Annotated in this window: 11 protein-coding genes; 2 read left to right on the forward strand and 9 right to left on the reverse strand. The window is 47.3% G+C overall.

Translation table 11 applies throughout. The features are described 5' to 3' along the window. Positions 1–13: 13 nt before the first annotated feature. The 6 genes from AC2D6U_RS08155 to AC2D6U_RS08180 form a co-directional block, all read right to left on the reverse strand. The gene (locus tag AC2D6U_RS08155; RefSeq protein ID WP_484720461.1) at positions 14–3274 is read right to left on the reverse strand and encodes a S41 family peptidase; all 3261 of its coding nucleotides are present in this window, start codon (positions 3272–3274) and stop codon (positions 14–16) included. A 91-nt stretch (positions 3275–3365) separates the two neighbouring features. Then, entirely contained in the window at positions 3366–4607 is a 1242-nt protein-coding gene (locus AC2D6U_RS08160; RefSeq protein ID WP_484720462.1) for a metallophosphoesterase, read from the reverse strand. Between the two features lie 151 nt (positions 4608–4758). Next, entirely contained in the window at positions 4759–8235 is a 3477-nt protein-coding gene (locus AC2D6U_RS08165) for an efflux RND transporter permease subunit (RefSeq protein WP_484720463.1), read from the reverse strand. 12 nt (positions 8236–8247) lie between these two features. Beyond that, the gene (locus AC2D6U_RS08170; RefSeq protein WP_484720464.1) at positions 8248–9381 is read right to left on the reverse strand and encodes an efflux RND transporter periplasmic adaptor subunit; all 1134 of its coding nucleotides are present in this window, start codon (positions 9379–9381) and stop codon (positions 8248–8250) included. 30 nt (positions 9382–9411) lie between these two features. Beyond that, positions 9412–10758, reverse strand: a complete 1347-nt coding sequence (locus AC2D6U_RS08175; RefSeq protein ID WP_484720465.1) for a TolC family protein — start codon at positions 10756–10758, stop codon at positions 9412–9414. After that, a complete protein-coding gene (locus AC2D6U_RS08180) occupies positions 10742–11371 on the reverse strand; it encodes a TetR/AcrR family transcriptional regulator (protein WP_484720466.1) in 630 nt (209 codons plus the stop codon). The genes AC2D6U_RS08175 and AC2D6U_RS08180 overlap by 17 nt, the downstream gene beginning before the upstream one ends. 304 nt (positions 11372–11675) lie before the next feature. Between AC2D6U_RS08180 and AC2D6U_RS08185 the strand changes: the two genes are divergently transcribed. Continuing rightward, complete coding sequence (locus AC2D6U_RS08185; protein WP_484720467.1) at positions 11676–12866, forward strand: tetratricopeptide repeat protein; 1191 nt, start codon at positions 11676–11678, stop codon at positions 12864–12866. On the opposite strand, the gene AC2D6U_RS08190 is transcribed toward AC2D6U_RS08185, so the two are convergent. Together AC2D6U_RS08190 and glpK are read right to left on the reverse strand one after the other, a co-directional pair. Continuing rightward, positions 12863–14440 carry a glycerol-3-phosphate dehydrogenase/oxidase gene (locus AC2D6U_RS08190; RefSeq protein ID WP_484720468.1) on the reverse strand — a complete coding sequence of 526 codons (1578 nt, stop codon included), beginning with the start codon at positions 14438–14440 and terminating at the stop codon, positions 12863–12865. The genes AC2D6U_RS08185 and AC2D6U_RS08190 overlap by 4 nt on opposite strands. 8 nt (positions 14441–14448) lie before the next feature. Beyond that, positions 14449–15939, reverse strand: a complete 1491-nt coding sequence (glpK, locus tag AC2D6U_RS08195) for a glycerol kinase GlpK (RefSeq protein WP_484720469.1) — start codon at positions 15937–15939, stop codon at positions 14449–14451. A gap of 48 nt (positions 15940–15987) precedes the next feature. Here glpK and AC2D6U_RS08200 point away from each other — a divergent pair, with 48 nt between their 5' ends. Continuing rightward, complete coding sequence (locus AC2D6U_RS08200; RefSeq protein ID WP_484720470.1) at positions 15988–16449, forward strand: RidA family protein; 462 nt, start codon at positions 15988–15990, stop codon at positions 16447–16449. Here the strand turns inward: AC2D6U_RS08200 and AC2D6U_RS08205 are convergent, their stop codons facing one another. Then, positions 16450–17607, reverse strand: coding sequence for an MFS transporter (locus AC2D6U_RS08205; protein WP_484720471.1), 1158 nt, complete (start codon positions 17605–17607; stop codon positions 16450–16452). Between the last annotated feature and the right edge of the window lie 16 nt (positions 17608–17623).

Genomic DNA, 17623 nt, shown 5'->3' on the forward strand with positions numbered 1-17623 from the left:
TTTTGACAACCAATTAATCGTTGTTCTCAAGATCATTCAACATTTCTTCTATGGCCCGCTCAAGTTGCTGATCTCTTCCAGAATCGATCAGGCCTGGCATGTTTTTCACTTGAATCGTCGGCTCTGTTTGTAGGTTTTCCATCCAACGGCCGGCCTTGTCTTTCGCACTCACCGGCACCACTCCCCAACGGGCGCCATTGGGTAGGCCTTCCCAGCCGGCAAATGAACAGGTGCCCGGAACCGGCATGCCTACCGTTTTACCAATCGCCAGATCGGTATAGCCTTGAGCAAAGCAATGGCCGTCGCTGTAGTTCGATTCATTGAACATCGCGAGTGTTGGCTTGGTCCAACGTGATGTTGGCTCCCCTCCCACCACTTTTGCCGCCGTGGCATAAGTAATGAAAGGTTCTCCGGTAAAGAACATGGCCAGGTCAGCGACCAGGTCACCGCCACCATTGAAGCGGGTATCCACGATAACGGCCTCCTTTTCAAAGTACTTGCCCATCATCTCTTCATAGATCGAACGGTAAGGCCCATCCGACATGCCTGGAATGTGCACATAACCCAATCTTCCTCCAGACTTCTCTTCTACCTCTTTGGCGTTCATCTTCACAAAGCGGTCGTACAAGAGTCCGCGCAAGGCTCCCAAAGAGATGGGCTGCATGGTGATCATTTGTGCGTTTTGCCCATTGGCATCTGTGATTTCCAACAAGGTGAAATCACCGACCTTTCGGTTGAGGTAAGCAGCCACATCGCGGTCTGGCGTGATCGCTTCTCCGTCGATCGACTGGATGATCATGCCTGCCTCAACACTGAACTTCGCTTTGTCCAATGGTCCGCCTTTGATCACTTCTGTGATCTTAATGCCATTGCCTTCGTGTGCATAGTCGAAGAAGATGCCCAATGAAGCCGTCGCATCCCCATTTTCGATACTGCCGCCGTAACGACCTCCTGCATGGGAAACATTGAGCTCACCCAGCATTTCCGAGATCATTTCAGCAAACTCATAGCCATTGGAGACATGAGGAACATACTTTTGGTATTCAGTACGCATCAAGTCCCAATCAATGCCATGGAAGGTCGGCTCATAAAATATATTCTTGGTTCTGATCCAGACGTGGTCGAACATGTATTGACGTTCTGCCGCTGCGTCGTAATCCATTTCCCCGCGAATGGCGATCGGTTTTCTGTTTCCTGCCTCCGGGTCGATCTTCGCGATCCGCCCCCCACTGAGCAGGTAAAGGTTCTTCATGTCCTTGTCCCACATCAGTGAGCCAAAGCTATTGATCCGAATGGCCAGCTTGGTCTCTTTGGTTCTGAGGTCTGTGGTCCACAGGTTCTGGCCTCCTTCAAAGCTGGCCATGTAATAGAGCTTGCTGCCGTCTTTGCTGAGCACAGCATCGCCTAAGCTCGACGAGTGAATGGTCAACCTCGCCTTGCGCTCTTTCATGCCTTCCCAATCAAAGGTCAGGTCATTGCTTTCTTTTTGCTCTTTTGCCTCTTCGTCGTCCTTTTTCTTCTTTTTGCCTTTGGCTTTTTCTTCTGTGGCCTCTTCGGTATCCTCTTCACCAATTTCGTCCTCGATGGCCTGCATCAACTCGTATTCTTCTTTGTCGAGCTGGTATTCGTCCCAGCCTTCTTGAGTGAAGAACATGGTGTAGACGTCACGTTGTGAACTGCCACTGGTGGCATAGCTCTTGAGGCCATTGCGGTTGCTGAACCAGATCATTTGCTTACCCCCATTCACCCATTTTGGGGATGAATCGTAGTAACCACTTTCCGTAAGATTGATGCGCTGAGAGCCATCGGCTGCCATCATTAACACCTCGGAATTGTTCAGGCTCTTGCTCCAATCAACCAATAACCACTTGGAATCAGGGCTCCACTTGAAATACTTATCCCCGTCTCGCATGTGGAATAGGTCCTCATCGGTCAATAAGTCGATCTCGTTACCGGAATCCAGGTCTCGCACTTTTATGAACCTTCGATTGGCCACGTAGGCAACCTTTTTGCCATCAGGTGAAAACTCTGGCAGGTAATTATCCACTGCATTGCTGATCATCGGCTCTTCCTTGATCAAGGTCGAAGCAAAAAAGAATGGCTCTTGTGCTTCGCGTTCACGTGTCGCTTTAAAAATGCTCCATTTGCCATCACGCTCTGAAGCGTAAACTACTGCTTTACCATCGGCTGTAAACGTCACAAAACGTTCCTGCTCGGCTGTTTCTGTAATTCTTTTGGTCATGGCCCCATCAACAGAGGTCACGAATACTTCGCCTCTGGCAATGAAAGCGATCTCTTTTCCATTAGGTGAAATCGCCATTTCTCTTACTCCCCCATTAATGGTGATGAAGCTGTCGTTATTGTCAATGTCTTGTCGGGTGATGTTGACTGCCACCTTTCGTGGTTGCTGTCCTTCTCTCATCGTGTAGAGTTCCCCATCGTAACCAAAGCACAAGGTGCCATTCCCCATGCTTAAGAATCGGACGGGATGAAGCTCGAAGGAAGTCAACTGCTGGCTTTGAGCAGGGTTCGCAAAGCTAGTTTTGTGCACATTGAAGGTGCCGCTTTCTTCACTCAAGTAATAGAATCCTGATTCATCTGCAGTGAAAATCGGCTGACGATCTTCTCCTGCTCGGGTGATCACCATGGTGTGCTCATCACAAGATGCGTCGTACATCCAAATGTCTCTGGTAATGGCCGATGTGTGATGCTTTCTCCACTCATTCTCACCACCCTTTTTGTCGTGGTAGAGCATTTTGCTGCCGTCTTGACTAACCTGCACATACTCTGCCGGAATGGTAAAGAGCTGGTCTACGCGACCACCACCAACGGGTACACTGTAGAGTTCCGGCTGCGAACCTGTTGGATACTGGCGATGTTCTTTGGTGTCCATGCGCTGCGCTCCGAAGATCACGGCGCTGTCGTCATGAGAAAAACTAAACGGTGACTCGTCGTTCGAATGGAAAGTGAGGCGTGTCGCTGGACCACCCGCTGCCTTCATGACAAAGACATCAAAGTTGCCGTATCGATCAGAGGCGAAGGCCAGGTGCTGACCATCCTTACTCCATACGGGCATGTAATCATGGGCCTTATGGAAAGTGATCTGCTTGGCATCACCTCCTGCACTCGGCACCGTATAGAGGTCGCCTTTGTAAGTGAAGGCAATGGTGCTGCCATCGGGCGAGATGGATTGATAGCGAATCCATTGTGGGGTTTCCTGAGCAAAAAGAGCTGTTGCAATAAAGCTTAAAATGAAAATGAGCTGACGTTTCATAGTGGATTTGATTTTGGCCGAGGAAGTTACGAAAGGAACTTGTAAAAAGAAGCCAAAAGCCACTAGAAAAGAGGGCAAAAACGTCCCTTGATCAGGCCTTTTTCAATTCAAGTATGGTGATTTCCGGAAGGATGCCGATTCGACCGGGAAATCCCAAAAAGCCAAACCCTCTGTTCACATACAAATGCTGCTTGTCTTCTGTGTAGAGGTCTGCCCACTGCTTGTAAATGTATTTTGAAGGGCTCCAGCGCCAATCCCCAATCTCGACACCCAGCTGCATGCCATGCGTATGTCCGGCAAACATCAGGTCAATATCAGGGTACTGCGGTCTCACCTGCGCATCCCAATGACTTGGATCATGAGAAAGCAATAGTTTGACATCACCCTCCGCATTATTGGCGGCTTTGGCCAAATCGCCATATTTCGCAAAACGCCCTGCTCCCCAGTTCTCAATGCCGATGACCGAAACTTGATCGGTTCCAATACGCAGCGACTGATTTTCATTCATCATCAGCCGCCAGCCCATACGCTCGTGCACCTTGACCATGTCTTCCAGGTTTTGGCGTTTCGCCGCCATGGAACTCCAGGCCATGTAGTCGCCGTAATCGTGGTTGCCCAAGGTAGAATACACCCCAAGATCGGCTTTTAGCTTTGAAAAGAGGTCTATGTAATCGTTCACCTCTTTGGTCTGGTTGTTCACCAGATCGCCCGTGAAGAAGATCACATCCGGCTGCTCAGCCATCAACATATCTATTCCTCCTTGCACGGCGGTTTTATCGAAAAAGCTTCCACTGTGGATATCGGATAGCTGCCCGATCTTCATGCCATCAAATGCAGACGGTAGGTTCGGTAGGTAGACTTTTCTTCGTCTCAACCGGTAGTCATAAGCTCCTTTCACTATACCGAAACTCATCGTGACCACGGGTAACATGGAAACGGCTACAGCCGATTTGGCCAAAAATTTTGATCGCGAGATTTTTTGTCCCTGCGCAATTCGTCGTTCATGCCGTCGCTTTCTACCTTCAAAAAAGTACTTGACCACCCTTCTGAGGTCGTCGATGAAGACAAACAATACAGCCAATAACTTGCCTAGGTAGGCCATGAATACGATCACCAGCAAAAACATGAACAAGGTGGTGCCTCGTTGAGCAGTCCCTAGGTAAACCGTGGTTCCCATAAGCGCCAAGGCCTGAATCCAAAAAGCAGCCCTAACCCCTCGATAGTATCGGACATTATAGTTCTTGAGGAGCACCTTTGTGGCTTGAAAGCTGTAAATATCCAGCCAGGCCATAACGGTCAATAAAATCAAAAAGGCAAGGAATGGGAATTGCATTATCTAGCTAACTCTAATCTGGACTATTGGTTCCATTTCGTTAAAAAAAGAGCTCCCGGGTACCACCCCGGGAGCCACCAAATCAACCTTAACTATGGGTGGCTCTCAAGGATGAGAACCACTAATCACCACAGGTAATAGTGTACAAGCATCATGCCAAAACTTCTTTAGTCTCACCTGAATGATCGGTCATGTCGATCACAGTAATTCGACCTCTAAATTTATCAATACGGTACATGATCTTATCCGCGATCAAGTACATGGTCGGTACGATCACTAGGGTAAAGAAAGTTGCGAATGTCAATCCGAAAATAATCGTCCAAGACATAGGACCCCAGAAGACCACGTTATCACCTCCTACATAAAAATCTGTACTGTATGACGTAAAAGTGCCGATAAAGTCAATATTCAGGCCTACCGCCAAAGGCACCAAACCCAAGATGGTTGTGATGGCCGTTAACAAGACGGGACGTAACCTGGTCTTCCCTGCGGTCACGATCGATTCGATCACATCACTCATCGGCAATCGGTCGTCTTCACCAAGTCCTAATTCGTTCCTTCTTCTTTTTCTTGTCAATTCAATGAAGTCGATCAGTACAATGGCGTTATTCACCACCACCCCTGCCAGAGCAATAATGCCTACCATGGTCATGATCACCACGAATTTCATATCGAAGATGACCAATCCGAGGAATACACCGATGGTACTGAGCAAGACGGATACCATGATGATGAAAGGTGCCGTGATCTTATTGAACTGCGACACGATGATCAAGAAGATGGTAAACACGGCGATCAACAAGGCTTTGGCTAAAAAGGCCATGTTTTCGGCTTGTTCTTCCTGCTCTCCAGTAAAGGCATAGGAATAACCTGCCGGCATATCGAAATCTGCCATCAAGACCTTCAATTGGTCGTTGATCTCTGTTGGGTTATAACCGCCCAGCACATTGGAGCTTAACGTTACTACTCTGTCCAAGTCTTTTCGCTTAATGGAACCATAGGTCGAACTGTAGCGGACATTGGCGACTGACGAAATGGGTACTTGCACCAATTTACCGGAGCTCTGATCTCTAAAGGTGATGTTCTTATTCATCAGAGCATCCACATCATAGCGATAGTCCTGATTCAGTCGAACATTGATCTCGTAAGAGTCTTCCCCTTCCTTATACTTGGAGACTTCCTTTCCAAAAAGCGCTGTTCTGATCTCGTTTGCGACAGAATAAGTAGAAAGTCCGAACCTCCTCGCATTATCACGATCGATGTCAACCACAAGCTCCGGTTTACCCAGCTCTAGAGAACTCTTCAATTGCTCAATCCCTTTAATGCCAGAAGCCTGTATTTCTTGCTGCACTCGTTCAGTGATTCGGATCAATGTTTCAAGATCTTCACCGGCAATTTCCAGGTTGATCGGTTTACCGGTCGGTGGTCCTGCGGCATCCTTATCCACGAACATGGTAACACCGGGCTCGAGCTTAACTTGCGCACGAATGTCTTCCATCACATCCATGGTATTCAATTCGCCTCTCAGTTTACTTTCGATGAAGTTCACCGTGATCCTCGCTTTATGTGGCTCTTCCGATTGCCCTACTGCTGATGGATCATTAGGATCCGAAGCACCTTGAGACACATTGGTGGTGACCGATTCCACAATGCGATCGTAGGGTTTGACAATTTCAATCACCTGACGCTCGATCTCCATGGCAAAGTCATTGGTCGCTTCGATATCGGTTCCAACAGGAAACTCCACAAAAACATTGACATATTTCGGTTCATTTTCAGGGAAGAAAATGACCTGTGGTGTTTTTGCAGCAAAGATCCCCAAGGAGATGATCAAGAGACCGAAGGCTCCTGCTAACCACGTACCGGGTCTTCTCACCGCACTTCTTAGCACGCGCTCATAAACCCCTTCCAATCGAGGTAAAAAGCCGGCCTGAAACCTACTTGACAAGGGACCGAGAACGTACACATTAAGTAGGGTGACCACACCAATAAGCATCAAAAGATTGCCTAGCGGTGTCACATTCAATACAAAGGCAAACACAAGCCCCGCTACAATGGCGATGGACGAGCGAATGATGATCTTCTTATGATTGTAGTCTCTTTTGCCATCCAAACGCATAAAGCTCGAGATGAAAACCGGGTTGATGACCAAGGCCACGAATAAAGACGAACCTAGTGTAATGATCAAAGTGAGCGGTAAATACAACATGAATTCACCGATGATACCCGGCCAAAAGGCTAGCGGAATAAAGGCCGCCAAAGTAGTTGCAGTTGAGGAGATGATAGGAAGTGCCACTTCACCAACACCTCTACGGGTGGCCAGCATGGGGCTCAGTCCTTCTTCCATCAAACGGTAAACGTTCTCCACTACCACGATCCCATTATCAACCAACATACCGAGGGCCATGATCAACCCAAAAAGGGTCATGGTATTGATGGTAATTCCAGCCAAGCCTAAGATCATCAATGCCATGAACATGGAAAGCGGAATCGCCATACCCACGAACAAGGAGTTTCTTGTTCCTAAGAAGAAGAGCAGTACGGTAACCACTAGGATCACACCAAAAATGATGTTATTCCCCAAAGAGCTTACTTGCTCCCGCGTATCTTTTGACTGATCATTCGTAATGGTCACCTTGGTGCTTTCGGGTATTTGTCCTTCTGCCTGAGCGGTAGCGATCAGTCCCATGATCTTATCAGTTGCGATCAACAGGTTTTCTCCACTTCGCTTCATCACGTCCACCTTCACCACAGGATCAAGGTCTAGTCGTGCGTAGTTCTGTTTGTCTTTGTAGCCGAATTCAACCGTGGCGACATCCCTCAGGTACACGATGTTGTTGTTTTCGTTGCTGATGATGATGTCGAGTAATTGTCTTGGATCGTCGAACTCACCGATGACACGGACATTTCGGCGTAAGCCATCAGCGATCACATTACCACCGGAGAGCGTGACATTTTCGGCAGAAATGGCATTTTCGATATCGGTAAAGGTCACCTTTCGGGCTTCCAATTTGAAGGGATCTACTTTGATCTCTACCTCTTTTTCGTCGACACCTACAATGTTGACTTTCGAGATCTCTGAAAACTTTTCGATCTCGTCTTCCAAGTATTCCGCGATGTCATTCAACTCATCCAAGGACTTTGTTGGGTCCGTTAGGTTAATGTTGAGGATGGGAAAGTTCTCCGAAAAACTAAATTTGATCACTTCAGGATCACTTTTCAGGTCGCTAGGAAGTTCTGACTTTGCTCGATCGACTGCATCTTTCACGTCGATCACAGCCTCGTCAACGTCAACCCCTACTTGAAACTCGATCACAATGGCCGAGAAATCTTGCACGGAGGTCGATTGAATATTGTCCACCCCTTCGATGGTGTTGATCTCTTTTTCCAGTTCCCTGGTGATCAGACTCTCCATGTCTTCAGGAGAGTTACCCGGGTGAACGGTACTGACGTAGACCGTGGGTTGCTCTACCTCCGGAAAATTCTCTTTTGGAAGTGTGATGTACGAGTAGACTCCGGCAGCAACAATAATAAAGGTCAGTACATAGACCGTGATCTTATTGCGCAGGGAGAAGGAGGTTAATCCAAACTCTTTATCTACTTGCTGTTGTTGGTTATTTTCTGACATAGTCTAATTCGCTTATTGTTGAAGATCGATCACCGTCCCATCGGCAACAGACCTGTTGCCTTTGTCGATCACCGGTTCGCCGCCATTCAAGCCAGCCACTACTTCGGTGTGGTTGTCGTAAGAGAGACCAAGCTCTACATGCACCTTTCGGGCTTTATCCTTGTCCATTAGGTACACGAAATTGCCTTGAAAATCTTCTTGGATGATGCGTGACGGGATCACTACTGCTTCGGCAGAATGATAGTCTGTCATTTTAAGCACCGCGATCAGGTTCGTTTTCAAATAGTCCTTTCCACCTGGTATCTCCACCTCTACAGTGAACGTTCTACTGGCTGGATTGATCACATTCCCTACCGCACTGATCGTTGATTGAAACGTTTCGTTCACAGCAGGCAAACTCACTTCTACCTTATCGCCCACTTTGAAACTACCAATGTAACGCTCAGAGACAGCCGCAGCAATGTACATGTTGTTATTGCTCACCAGGAAAGCGACCGGTTGACCCGGTTGAATGATCTCTCCGTTCTTAACGGGTACACTTTCAATGATGCCTGAAAAAGGAGCTTCTATGGTTGTTTTATCCAATTGAGTCAGCAGCGTTTGCAACTGATTCTCTAAAGATTCTTTGTTATTCTTGGCCTGCAGGTATTCGATCTCTGTGCCAATGTTCTTCTCCCAAAGACGCGCTCTCTTTTCAAAGATCGTGGTGGCGAACTCTAATTGCGACTCCACTTCATCAATGGTCTTCACAAGATTCTCAGAGTCGATCGCTGCGATCAATTGTCCGGCGTTCACCTTTTGACCTTCTTTCACCTTGAGCTCAACCAATTGGCCCATCATTTCAGCGCTAATGTTGACATTTGTTCTTGACTCAACATTTCCTCTTACTTCGATCTTGTGTTGAAAATCACGCTTTTGTGCGGGAACTACAGTGACCAAGGTTTTCTTCACCGAGGCTTTCCCAAAATCTGGATCTTCGGCTTTGATCTCCGATTCAAGTGTCGAGATCTTCGTTTCAATGGCTTTTAACTCTGCCTTGGCTTCAGTCAAAGCAGCCTTCTTTGCTTCCAAGCCTTCTGTTGCTTCACCGCAGGCCATCGTCAAGACCGCGAGCAGTAGTAGGGTGATGATGCTATTCGTTTTCATTTTTATGCGTTAAGTTCTTTTCGTTCTGATTTAGTTGAGATTACCAAGTGCTTTGTCTAGATCGATCTTAGCAACTATGGCGTCATAGAGGGCGATGAGAAAATTCACCTCTGCCTGCTTAAAATCTTGATCGGCCACGATCAACTCTAGGTTAGAGCCTATTCCCTCTCTGTATTTGGCAGTAGTTGTATTCAATACTTCTTCGGCCAATTGCACCGTTTGTTCTTGTACCTTCAATCGCTCCAGGCTGACATCCAGTGCCACTTTGGAATTGATGAGGCGCTGCTTTAAGTCATTTTTAAGCAAAGAAGATTGGTTTTCTAGCGTCTCAAGCTGGAATTGTCTTCGTTGGATCGAGTACTTTTTTCTCAATCCGTCGAAAATCGGAATGTTGACGCTCAGACCGACATTTGAATTGGTAAACCAAATGCGTTCATCATTCCACAACTGATTAAAATTATCACGTCCTGTGTTTCTGCCCCATCCGGCGAGTAAACTCACCGTAGGAATGTATTGCGATTTGACGTTTTTGATATCCAGAACAGCCAACTGTTTCAGGTAATCGAGCTGTTGGTATTCCGTACGCTCGATCACATTGAAGTTTTCAATTTGCTGAGGGTCGTAGGCAAAATCAAATGCCCTCAAACGATCGGTCAATTCAATCGGAACATTCACGTCATAACCCATCGATAACTTCAATAAGTTCTTGGCGGAGGTTATGGCTTGACGTACCGCACTTTGCTCTGCTACCAAATTATTCATCTGTACCTGCAGTCGACTCACATCTATGCTTTCGGCAAAGCCATTTTCGAAGAGTGCTTTTGTATCGCTCAGCGTGCTATCGAGTGTAGCGATATTCGATTCGACCAGATCCGTTCTTACTTGATTGACCAACACCAAGTAGTAGGCCTTCATCACCTGCTCTTTCACATCTTCTATCGCCTTGGCTTCATCGACCACTACTTTTTCCCTGAGCATCTTCGCAGCCTGTAGACCAATGAAAAAAGCGCCATCCCAAAGCATTTGAGATGCCGTGACCCCAAATTGCGTTTGATGCTGCACGCCAAAGCGCACTGCCGTGATCTCTCCTTCCGGCGCAGTCGGGTCGAAGGAATTTGCCGGAATGATACTCACCGGGATATCCAAGTTATTGGTGTAGCCAAAAGCAGCATTGACCTGTGGTAAGCCATCCGCTCTGGTTTCATAAACCTGTGCTTCTGCATCACTGATGTTGACCTTGGCATTTTTTAAGTTTTCGTTATTCAACAGGGCATATTGAATGGCCTGTTCTAACGAAAAGCTAGATTGTGCAATGAGCGGTGCAGAAAACACTGCCAAAAGCAAAATCACCGTTGTTCTCTTAAACGAGCGTCTCATTTTGGTTTTCTTTTATGTTGTTGTACTGGTTAAAAAGTTGATGACCCTTAATGGTAAATAGGCCGTGTATGAAATGATCGAAAAGATGCATCTGCACCTCAGCGATCGAGTATTTTTCGCGCGGAACTAAATTCTTCAGCATAAAGGTTTGTACTTGCTCCATGCGCATGGTAGCAACCAATTCCGGATCAATAGAAACCCTGAAATAGCCCTCTTTTTGTCCTCGAATGATCGTATGCATGATGGTTTGCTTCATCACCTTGTTCTTGAAATGCTCGTATTGCTTCCAAGCTTCCGGGTAAAACTTTTGCAATTCATTCAGGACATTCATTTTCATGTCCTTCATGGTTTCTCTTAAGCACTGCGAAACCAGGATCAATTCATGAATGCTGTCCTTGCTGTCCTTCACTGATGACAAGAATCGTTCTTCCTCTACTTGCAAGTGTTGCTGCGTAACCGTATTGACCAGCTCCTTTTTGTCTTTGAAGTATTGATAGATGGTCTTTTTTGAGATGCCCAGGTTTTTCGCTATGTCGTCCATAGTCACTGCCCGGATACCAAACTGCATCACCAGATCACTTGCCTCCTCTATTATTTTTGCTTTTATCTCCATGAATGAGTTTATACCAAGGAAACTTTTACGTTACTCTAAGTTTCCAATTGCACAATAGACGCATTCTGAGCACAAATAGTTTCCGAATGCTTTACTTTTTTTCGGCACGTCCAAATGCAATCGATCGCATAAACAGTAGATAATACCTTCTATTTCTTCCAGAATCGTGGTTCATTCCAATTTCGTGTCGATTTCGCCTCATTTTATTCTGTTCCACAGCGCATAAAAAAATTTTCTGCTTTTTTTTCAACTCCCTTTTGATCAAGGACTTTTCTCGCTTGTGTTAATCGTTCAACTTGAGCGAATGTCAAAGAGGGTTTTCTTTTTCTTGAGTTTGATTGCTGTGATGCTTTGCCTTATTCAGGTTCCGTCAATGAGCCAGTCAGACGAATCGGTCAAAGCAAGGAAATTACAAGCCGCCAATGAATTTGAAGAAGCCTTAACACTCTTGAACTCCATCCTCGCAGATGACCCAAAGGATGGCGGCGCCTGGTTCACTTATGCACAAGTAAACTATGCACTCTTTGAAAAGGGAAACGACTTGAATCAACGCAGCGAAGCATTAAAAGAGGTTATTCGCGGCTTTAACCAAAGCCTCCTTTACCAAGACAGTGAGAGCAGGCCCTACGCGGTCGCAAAATCTACATTGATCGCACTTCAGCCTAAATTTCTTGACAACGGCATCAGACAGTACAACAATCGCTCTTACGAAGCAGCGGTTGTGCAGTTTACCTTCGCCCACATAGCTGAGCCCAGCGATACCGTGGCCTTGATCTATGGAGTGAATGCGGCCAATCAGGGCCAATATTTTGACGCGGCCTATGGCTTCTATCAACAACTCAATACCATAAAGCCCAAAGCCCAGTATTATCAACACATGTTCAGCCTTCAGAAAGACCGGCTAAAAAACCAAGACAAGGCCTTGGCCACCCTAAAAGAAGCACAAGCTGCTTTTCCTGAGAACTATACTTTCCAGAAGTACGAGGTTGACCTGTTACTTGAAATGAACCGGAAGGATGAAGCCCTTTCCCTTTTAACTCAATTGGCAAAAGAGCAACCGAACAATTTATCGCTCTTGGTGAACAAGGCCCTTTTGTTGGATGAGTCGTACAAGAAGAATAAGAGTCAGTTGGATTCCACCGGCTTGGCACAAGCCTTGGAGGAACTCATCACCTCTTACGAAAGTATCTTATCTCTGTCGCCGAGAAACCCATTGGCCAACTTCAATTTAGCGGTGTTGTATAGCGAGAAAGCCAACACCTACGTCAAGGCGCTCAATGGCATGAATTCTTCAGGATTTGCCCTGTACAGTGACTCCTACCAAGCAAAATCGAAGGAGGCCTTGGAAAAAGCCGTTAGCTACCTGGAAGCAGCCAAAAGCAGCCAACCCAAGAACCTCAATATTCTCAAGGCTCTTCAATTGTTCTATGATAAACTCGGCAGGGATGCAGAGCGAGCGGCGATTGAGCAAGAGATTCAATCCTTAAAAAACTAATCCTCGCCCTGGATCAAATAGACTTTTTTCAGTTCATTAAAGTCCTTTAGCTGACCTGAGATCCAATCCTTTCCTTGCCCCATTTCCTTCGCCATCAACTCAGCTACCTCAGGCGCAATGCGAAAGGCTTCTCGCGCATCTAAGAACAATGCCCTCACTCGTCTGGCGAGCATGTCTTCCACTGTTCTGGCCATCTCATGACGGACGGCCCATACGACCTGCGATTTTCTTAAGGGTAAAGACTCACTCAATAGTGCCGCCAACTCGGGCTGCTCTTCTTCCATTTCCAATAATTGATACTTCTCTGTACCGTAAACTGCCAATGGATCTGAAGTGATGTCGAGGTTCTTATCAAAACCATAGATAGGCAAATTCCGAGTCATGCACTTTCGTTCAGGCAAGGCTCCGATCAGAATCGCATTGTCAACGGTGTCTTCCGCCATTTTTCGGTAGGTCGTCCATTTACCACCAATGATGGTGATCAGGCCACTTTGAGAGATCATGACTTTGTGGTGACGGCTGATCTCTTTCGTAGATTTCTCGTCTCCCTCGGGTTTAGCCAAAGGCCTTAGCCCTGAAAATACCGCCAGCACATCTTTTCGCGTGGGTTGCTTTCTCAGGTATTGTCCTGCGGTTTCTAAGATAAAATCGATCTCCTTGTCTTGTGGAAGTGGTTCCAGTTCAGGTATTTCCTTCAAGGTGTCTGTGGTGCCTAACACCACTTTGTTGTGCCATGGCACGGCAAACATCACCCGACCGTCCTTGGTTTGCGGCACCATAATGGCATACTTATCGGGTAAAAACTCTTTACTAACCACCAGGTGGATTCCTTGACTGGGTTGGATCATGGGTTTGACCCCGGGCTCATCCATTTGTTTCACAGCATCAGCGAAAACCCCTGTGGCATTGATCACTGTTTTTGCCTCGACTTCGTGGGATTCGTTCGATTCGAGGTCAGTAAAACGTACACCTGAAATGATGCTTTCGTCGTTCTTGATCAACCCATCGACGCGGCAGTAATTCAGCACCACGCCATTGAATTGTTTGGCCGTCTTGGCCAAACTTAAGGCCATCCGTGCATCGTCAAACTGACCATCGTAATAAACAACCCCTCCTTTCAGCCCCTTTTGACCTATTGTCGGGATGTATTCTACCGTTTCTTCTTTCGAAAGCTTTTTTGACGAACCGATACCCAATTTGCCAGACATCAGGTCATAGACCTTGAGACCGACTTGATAAAATGGACCATCCCACCATTCGTAATTGGGTATGACAAAGGCCTGATTCTTCACCAAGTGTGGCGCATTCTTGATCATGAGCCCTCTTTCTTTCAAGGCTTCCAATACCAAGGAGATATCGCCTTGTTGCAGGTAACGCACTCCTCCATGCACCAGTTTGGTGCTCCGACTCGAGGTTCCTTTGGCAAAATCGTGCTGCTCGAGAAGCAGTGTGCTGTATCCGCGCGATGCTGCATCAACAGCGATCCCGAGACCGGTTGCTCCACCACCAATTACCACAATATCCCAAGGTTCTTTGTGCTTTTTCAAGCGCTTCAACATCTTCTCTCTTTTCATCGTATGGATTATTCAGTTTCAACCCAAGCCTTTGCTCGTTCAACGGCTCTCGCCCAATTTCGTTTAACACCCTCCATGTCTTTTCCCGAAGGTTTAAAGGTTTTCTCGGCTTGCCAAAGTGCTTGGATCTCATCGGTATTCTGCCAATAACCAACCGCCAAGCCGGCCAAAAAGGCGGCGCCTTGCGCCGTAGTTTCTAAGATGCTGGGGCGCACAATGGCCAAGTCGGTAACATCCGCCTGGATCTGCATGAGCAGGTCATTCGCCGATGCCCCTCCATCCACTCGCAATTCTTTTAAGTCGATGCCCGAATCTTTCGCCATGGTCGTAATGACCTCCATGCTTTGCAAGGCCAAGGCTTCCAAAGCGGCTCTGGCAATGTGTCCCTTTTGCGTGCCACGTGTCAATCCGATCATCAATCCGGTACTGTATTGGTCCCAATGCGGAGCCCCCAAACCAACAAAGCCGGGTACAAAGTAAACACCCCCATTATCCTCAACTGTTTTGGCGAGCGCTTCTACTTCAGGAGAAGCATCGATAAAGTGCACATTGTCTCTTAACCATTGGACAATGGCTCCGCCAATGAATATGCTTCCCTCTAAGGCATAATTGACCTTGCCTTCCAATTGCCAAGCAATGGTCGAGAGCAGTTTGTATTGCGACTTGATGGCTTTCTCTCCCGTATTCATCACAATAAAACAGCCTGTGCCATAGGTGTTCTTGACCATACCCGGTTCGGTGCACATCTGACCGAAAAGTGCCGATTGCTGGTCACCGGCAATACCACCAATGGGTATCGGACCACCGAATAAATCGGGCGCTGTTTCTCCAAAATTGTCGCTGCTTTGTTTCACTTCAGGAAGCATGGCCTTTGGAATATTGAATAAGGCCAACAGGTCATCGTCCCACGCGAGGTCATGGATGTTGTACAGCATGGTTCGGCTGGCATTCGTAACATCGGTCGCATGGACTTTGCCATGCGTCATTTGCCAAAGCAACCAACTATCGACCGTACCGAAGGCCAGCTCACCCCGTTCTGCTCGTTCTTGTGCGCCCTCCACAGCATCGAGGATCCAACGGATCTTGGAGGCAGAAAAGTAAGCATCGATCAACAAGCCTGTTCGTTCTTGAATGAGGTCGGCATGGCCTTTAGCCTTTAAGCCTTCACAGAAATCCGCCGTCCGACGATCCTGCCAAACGATGGCCTTATGTATGGCTCTTCCTGTTTTCTTATCCCAGACCAAGGTGGTCTCTCGTTGATTGGTTATGCCTATTGCTGCAATGTCACTGGCCGAAATCCCTTGCCTATCCATCACATCATTGATGGTGAACTTTTGCGTTTCCCAGATCTCCAACGGACTGTGTTCTACCCAGCCGGGTTTGGGATAAAATTGTTCGAACTCTCGTTGTGATACATTGACGATCTCTCCTTTCTTATTGAAGAGGATCGCGCGCTCACTGGTGGTTCCAGCATCAATGGTCAAGATGTATTTTGCCATAGGAAATCGACGTTTTTTATATCTTTCAATATATCAACAGATCATGCCATGAAAAAACTTTTGACGGTATTCTTCCTTTTTGGCTTCAGCATCACCTTTTGGTCTTGTCAAAGTAGCAGTGAACAAGCACCGGAGTATTTGCAGAGTGAAGCTACCCGTGACCTCGGCTTGCCCTTTTCCGATGCGGTAAAAGTAGGCAATATGCTGTACCTCTCAGGTCAGATCGGTACTGTCCCGGGAAAGCTTGAATTGGTACCTGGTGGGCTTGAAGCGGAAGCCCGTCAGACCATGGAGAACATCAAGCAAGTGTTGGAAGCCAATGGTTCTTCGCTTGATAATGCCATCAAATTCACCATTTTTATCGATGACATTGCCAAATGGGGAGACTTCAATACAGTATACGTGGAGTATTTCGGAGAAAACTTACCGGCCAGGTCGGCTTTTGGTGCCGAAGGGCTTGCGCTTGGCGCTCAGGTGGAAGTGGAATGCATTGCCTACATTCCGAACTGATCAATCAATTCGAAAAGAGGTGAAAATGGCGATCAAGCAGAGCGCGGTGATGAAGCCAAAACTGACACTGAGGCCTTGCCATTCGCTGATGTAGCCGATACTGACAGGGCCAACGAGCCAACCGATATAGCCGGCTGAAGCCACGGAAGCCAAGCCTTTGGCCGAGCTGATGCCCTTGGTTTTGGCTGCTTTCCCAAAAATAATGGGCACGACCAGGGAAAGCCCCAAACCGGCCACACTAAAGCCTAGAATGGCAAATACAACATGAGGCAATTGGATCAACAGCAACCCGATCACGCCTAGGCTGATCCCAAAGCGGATCAACTTCATCCCCGAATGCTTCAAGATGAACGCATCGCCAAAAAAGCGCCCCATGGCCATCATGAAAGAAAAGCCTGCGAAACCCATACCGGCTAAATACCCTTTGATCTCGAATGCCCTTTCGATGTAGATCGTGCTCCAATCTGTAATCCCTCCTTCGGCCATCAGCGTACAAATGCCAATTATGGCCAAGCCAATGATTGCCTTTGGAGGCCAGCTGAAAGCCTTGGATTCCTTTTCTTCCAAGGAATTCAAAAGGTGCGCACGCTGCAAAAAGAGCAGCAAACCAAATAGGGTCATGACTATCGCCAACTCAGTAAAAAGGGCCAGCGAAAACCTGATCGACAGCATGCTCAATAATGCCCCGATCACACCACCGATGCTGAAAAAACCATGGCAAGCAGACATGATCTGCACAGCTCTTTGTCGCTCTATGGCTGCGGCCACGGCATTCATCGAGACATCCGTTAGGCCAATGCCCAGGCCAGTGATGTACAAGGCTGCCATGAAAAAAGGAAAGGTCGGTGCAAGCGTGGTGAGCAACAAGCCACTAAAAAGCAGCAGAAGGCCCAACTGCGTCACCCTTCTTTCGGTCAGGCCTTGAATCAACCGCGCGTAAAACGGCAAAAGCGTCACCGCTCCTATGGGTAGACAAAAAAGTGCTGTCCCTAGCTGTCCGTCGCTCAATGCTAATCGCTGCTGAAGCTCAGGCAGGCGGGTGATCCACGCACCAAAACTGACAGCAAGGGCCAAAAAGGCCGTAGCTACCGCACGTTGCTCTTTCAGATGCCAAAAAGTTAAAACAGCAGTACCCATAAAACGTACGAAATTAAGCAATCCGCATCAGATTAAA

This window comes from Roseivirga sp. YIW32 (assembly GCF_057219245.1).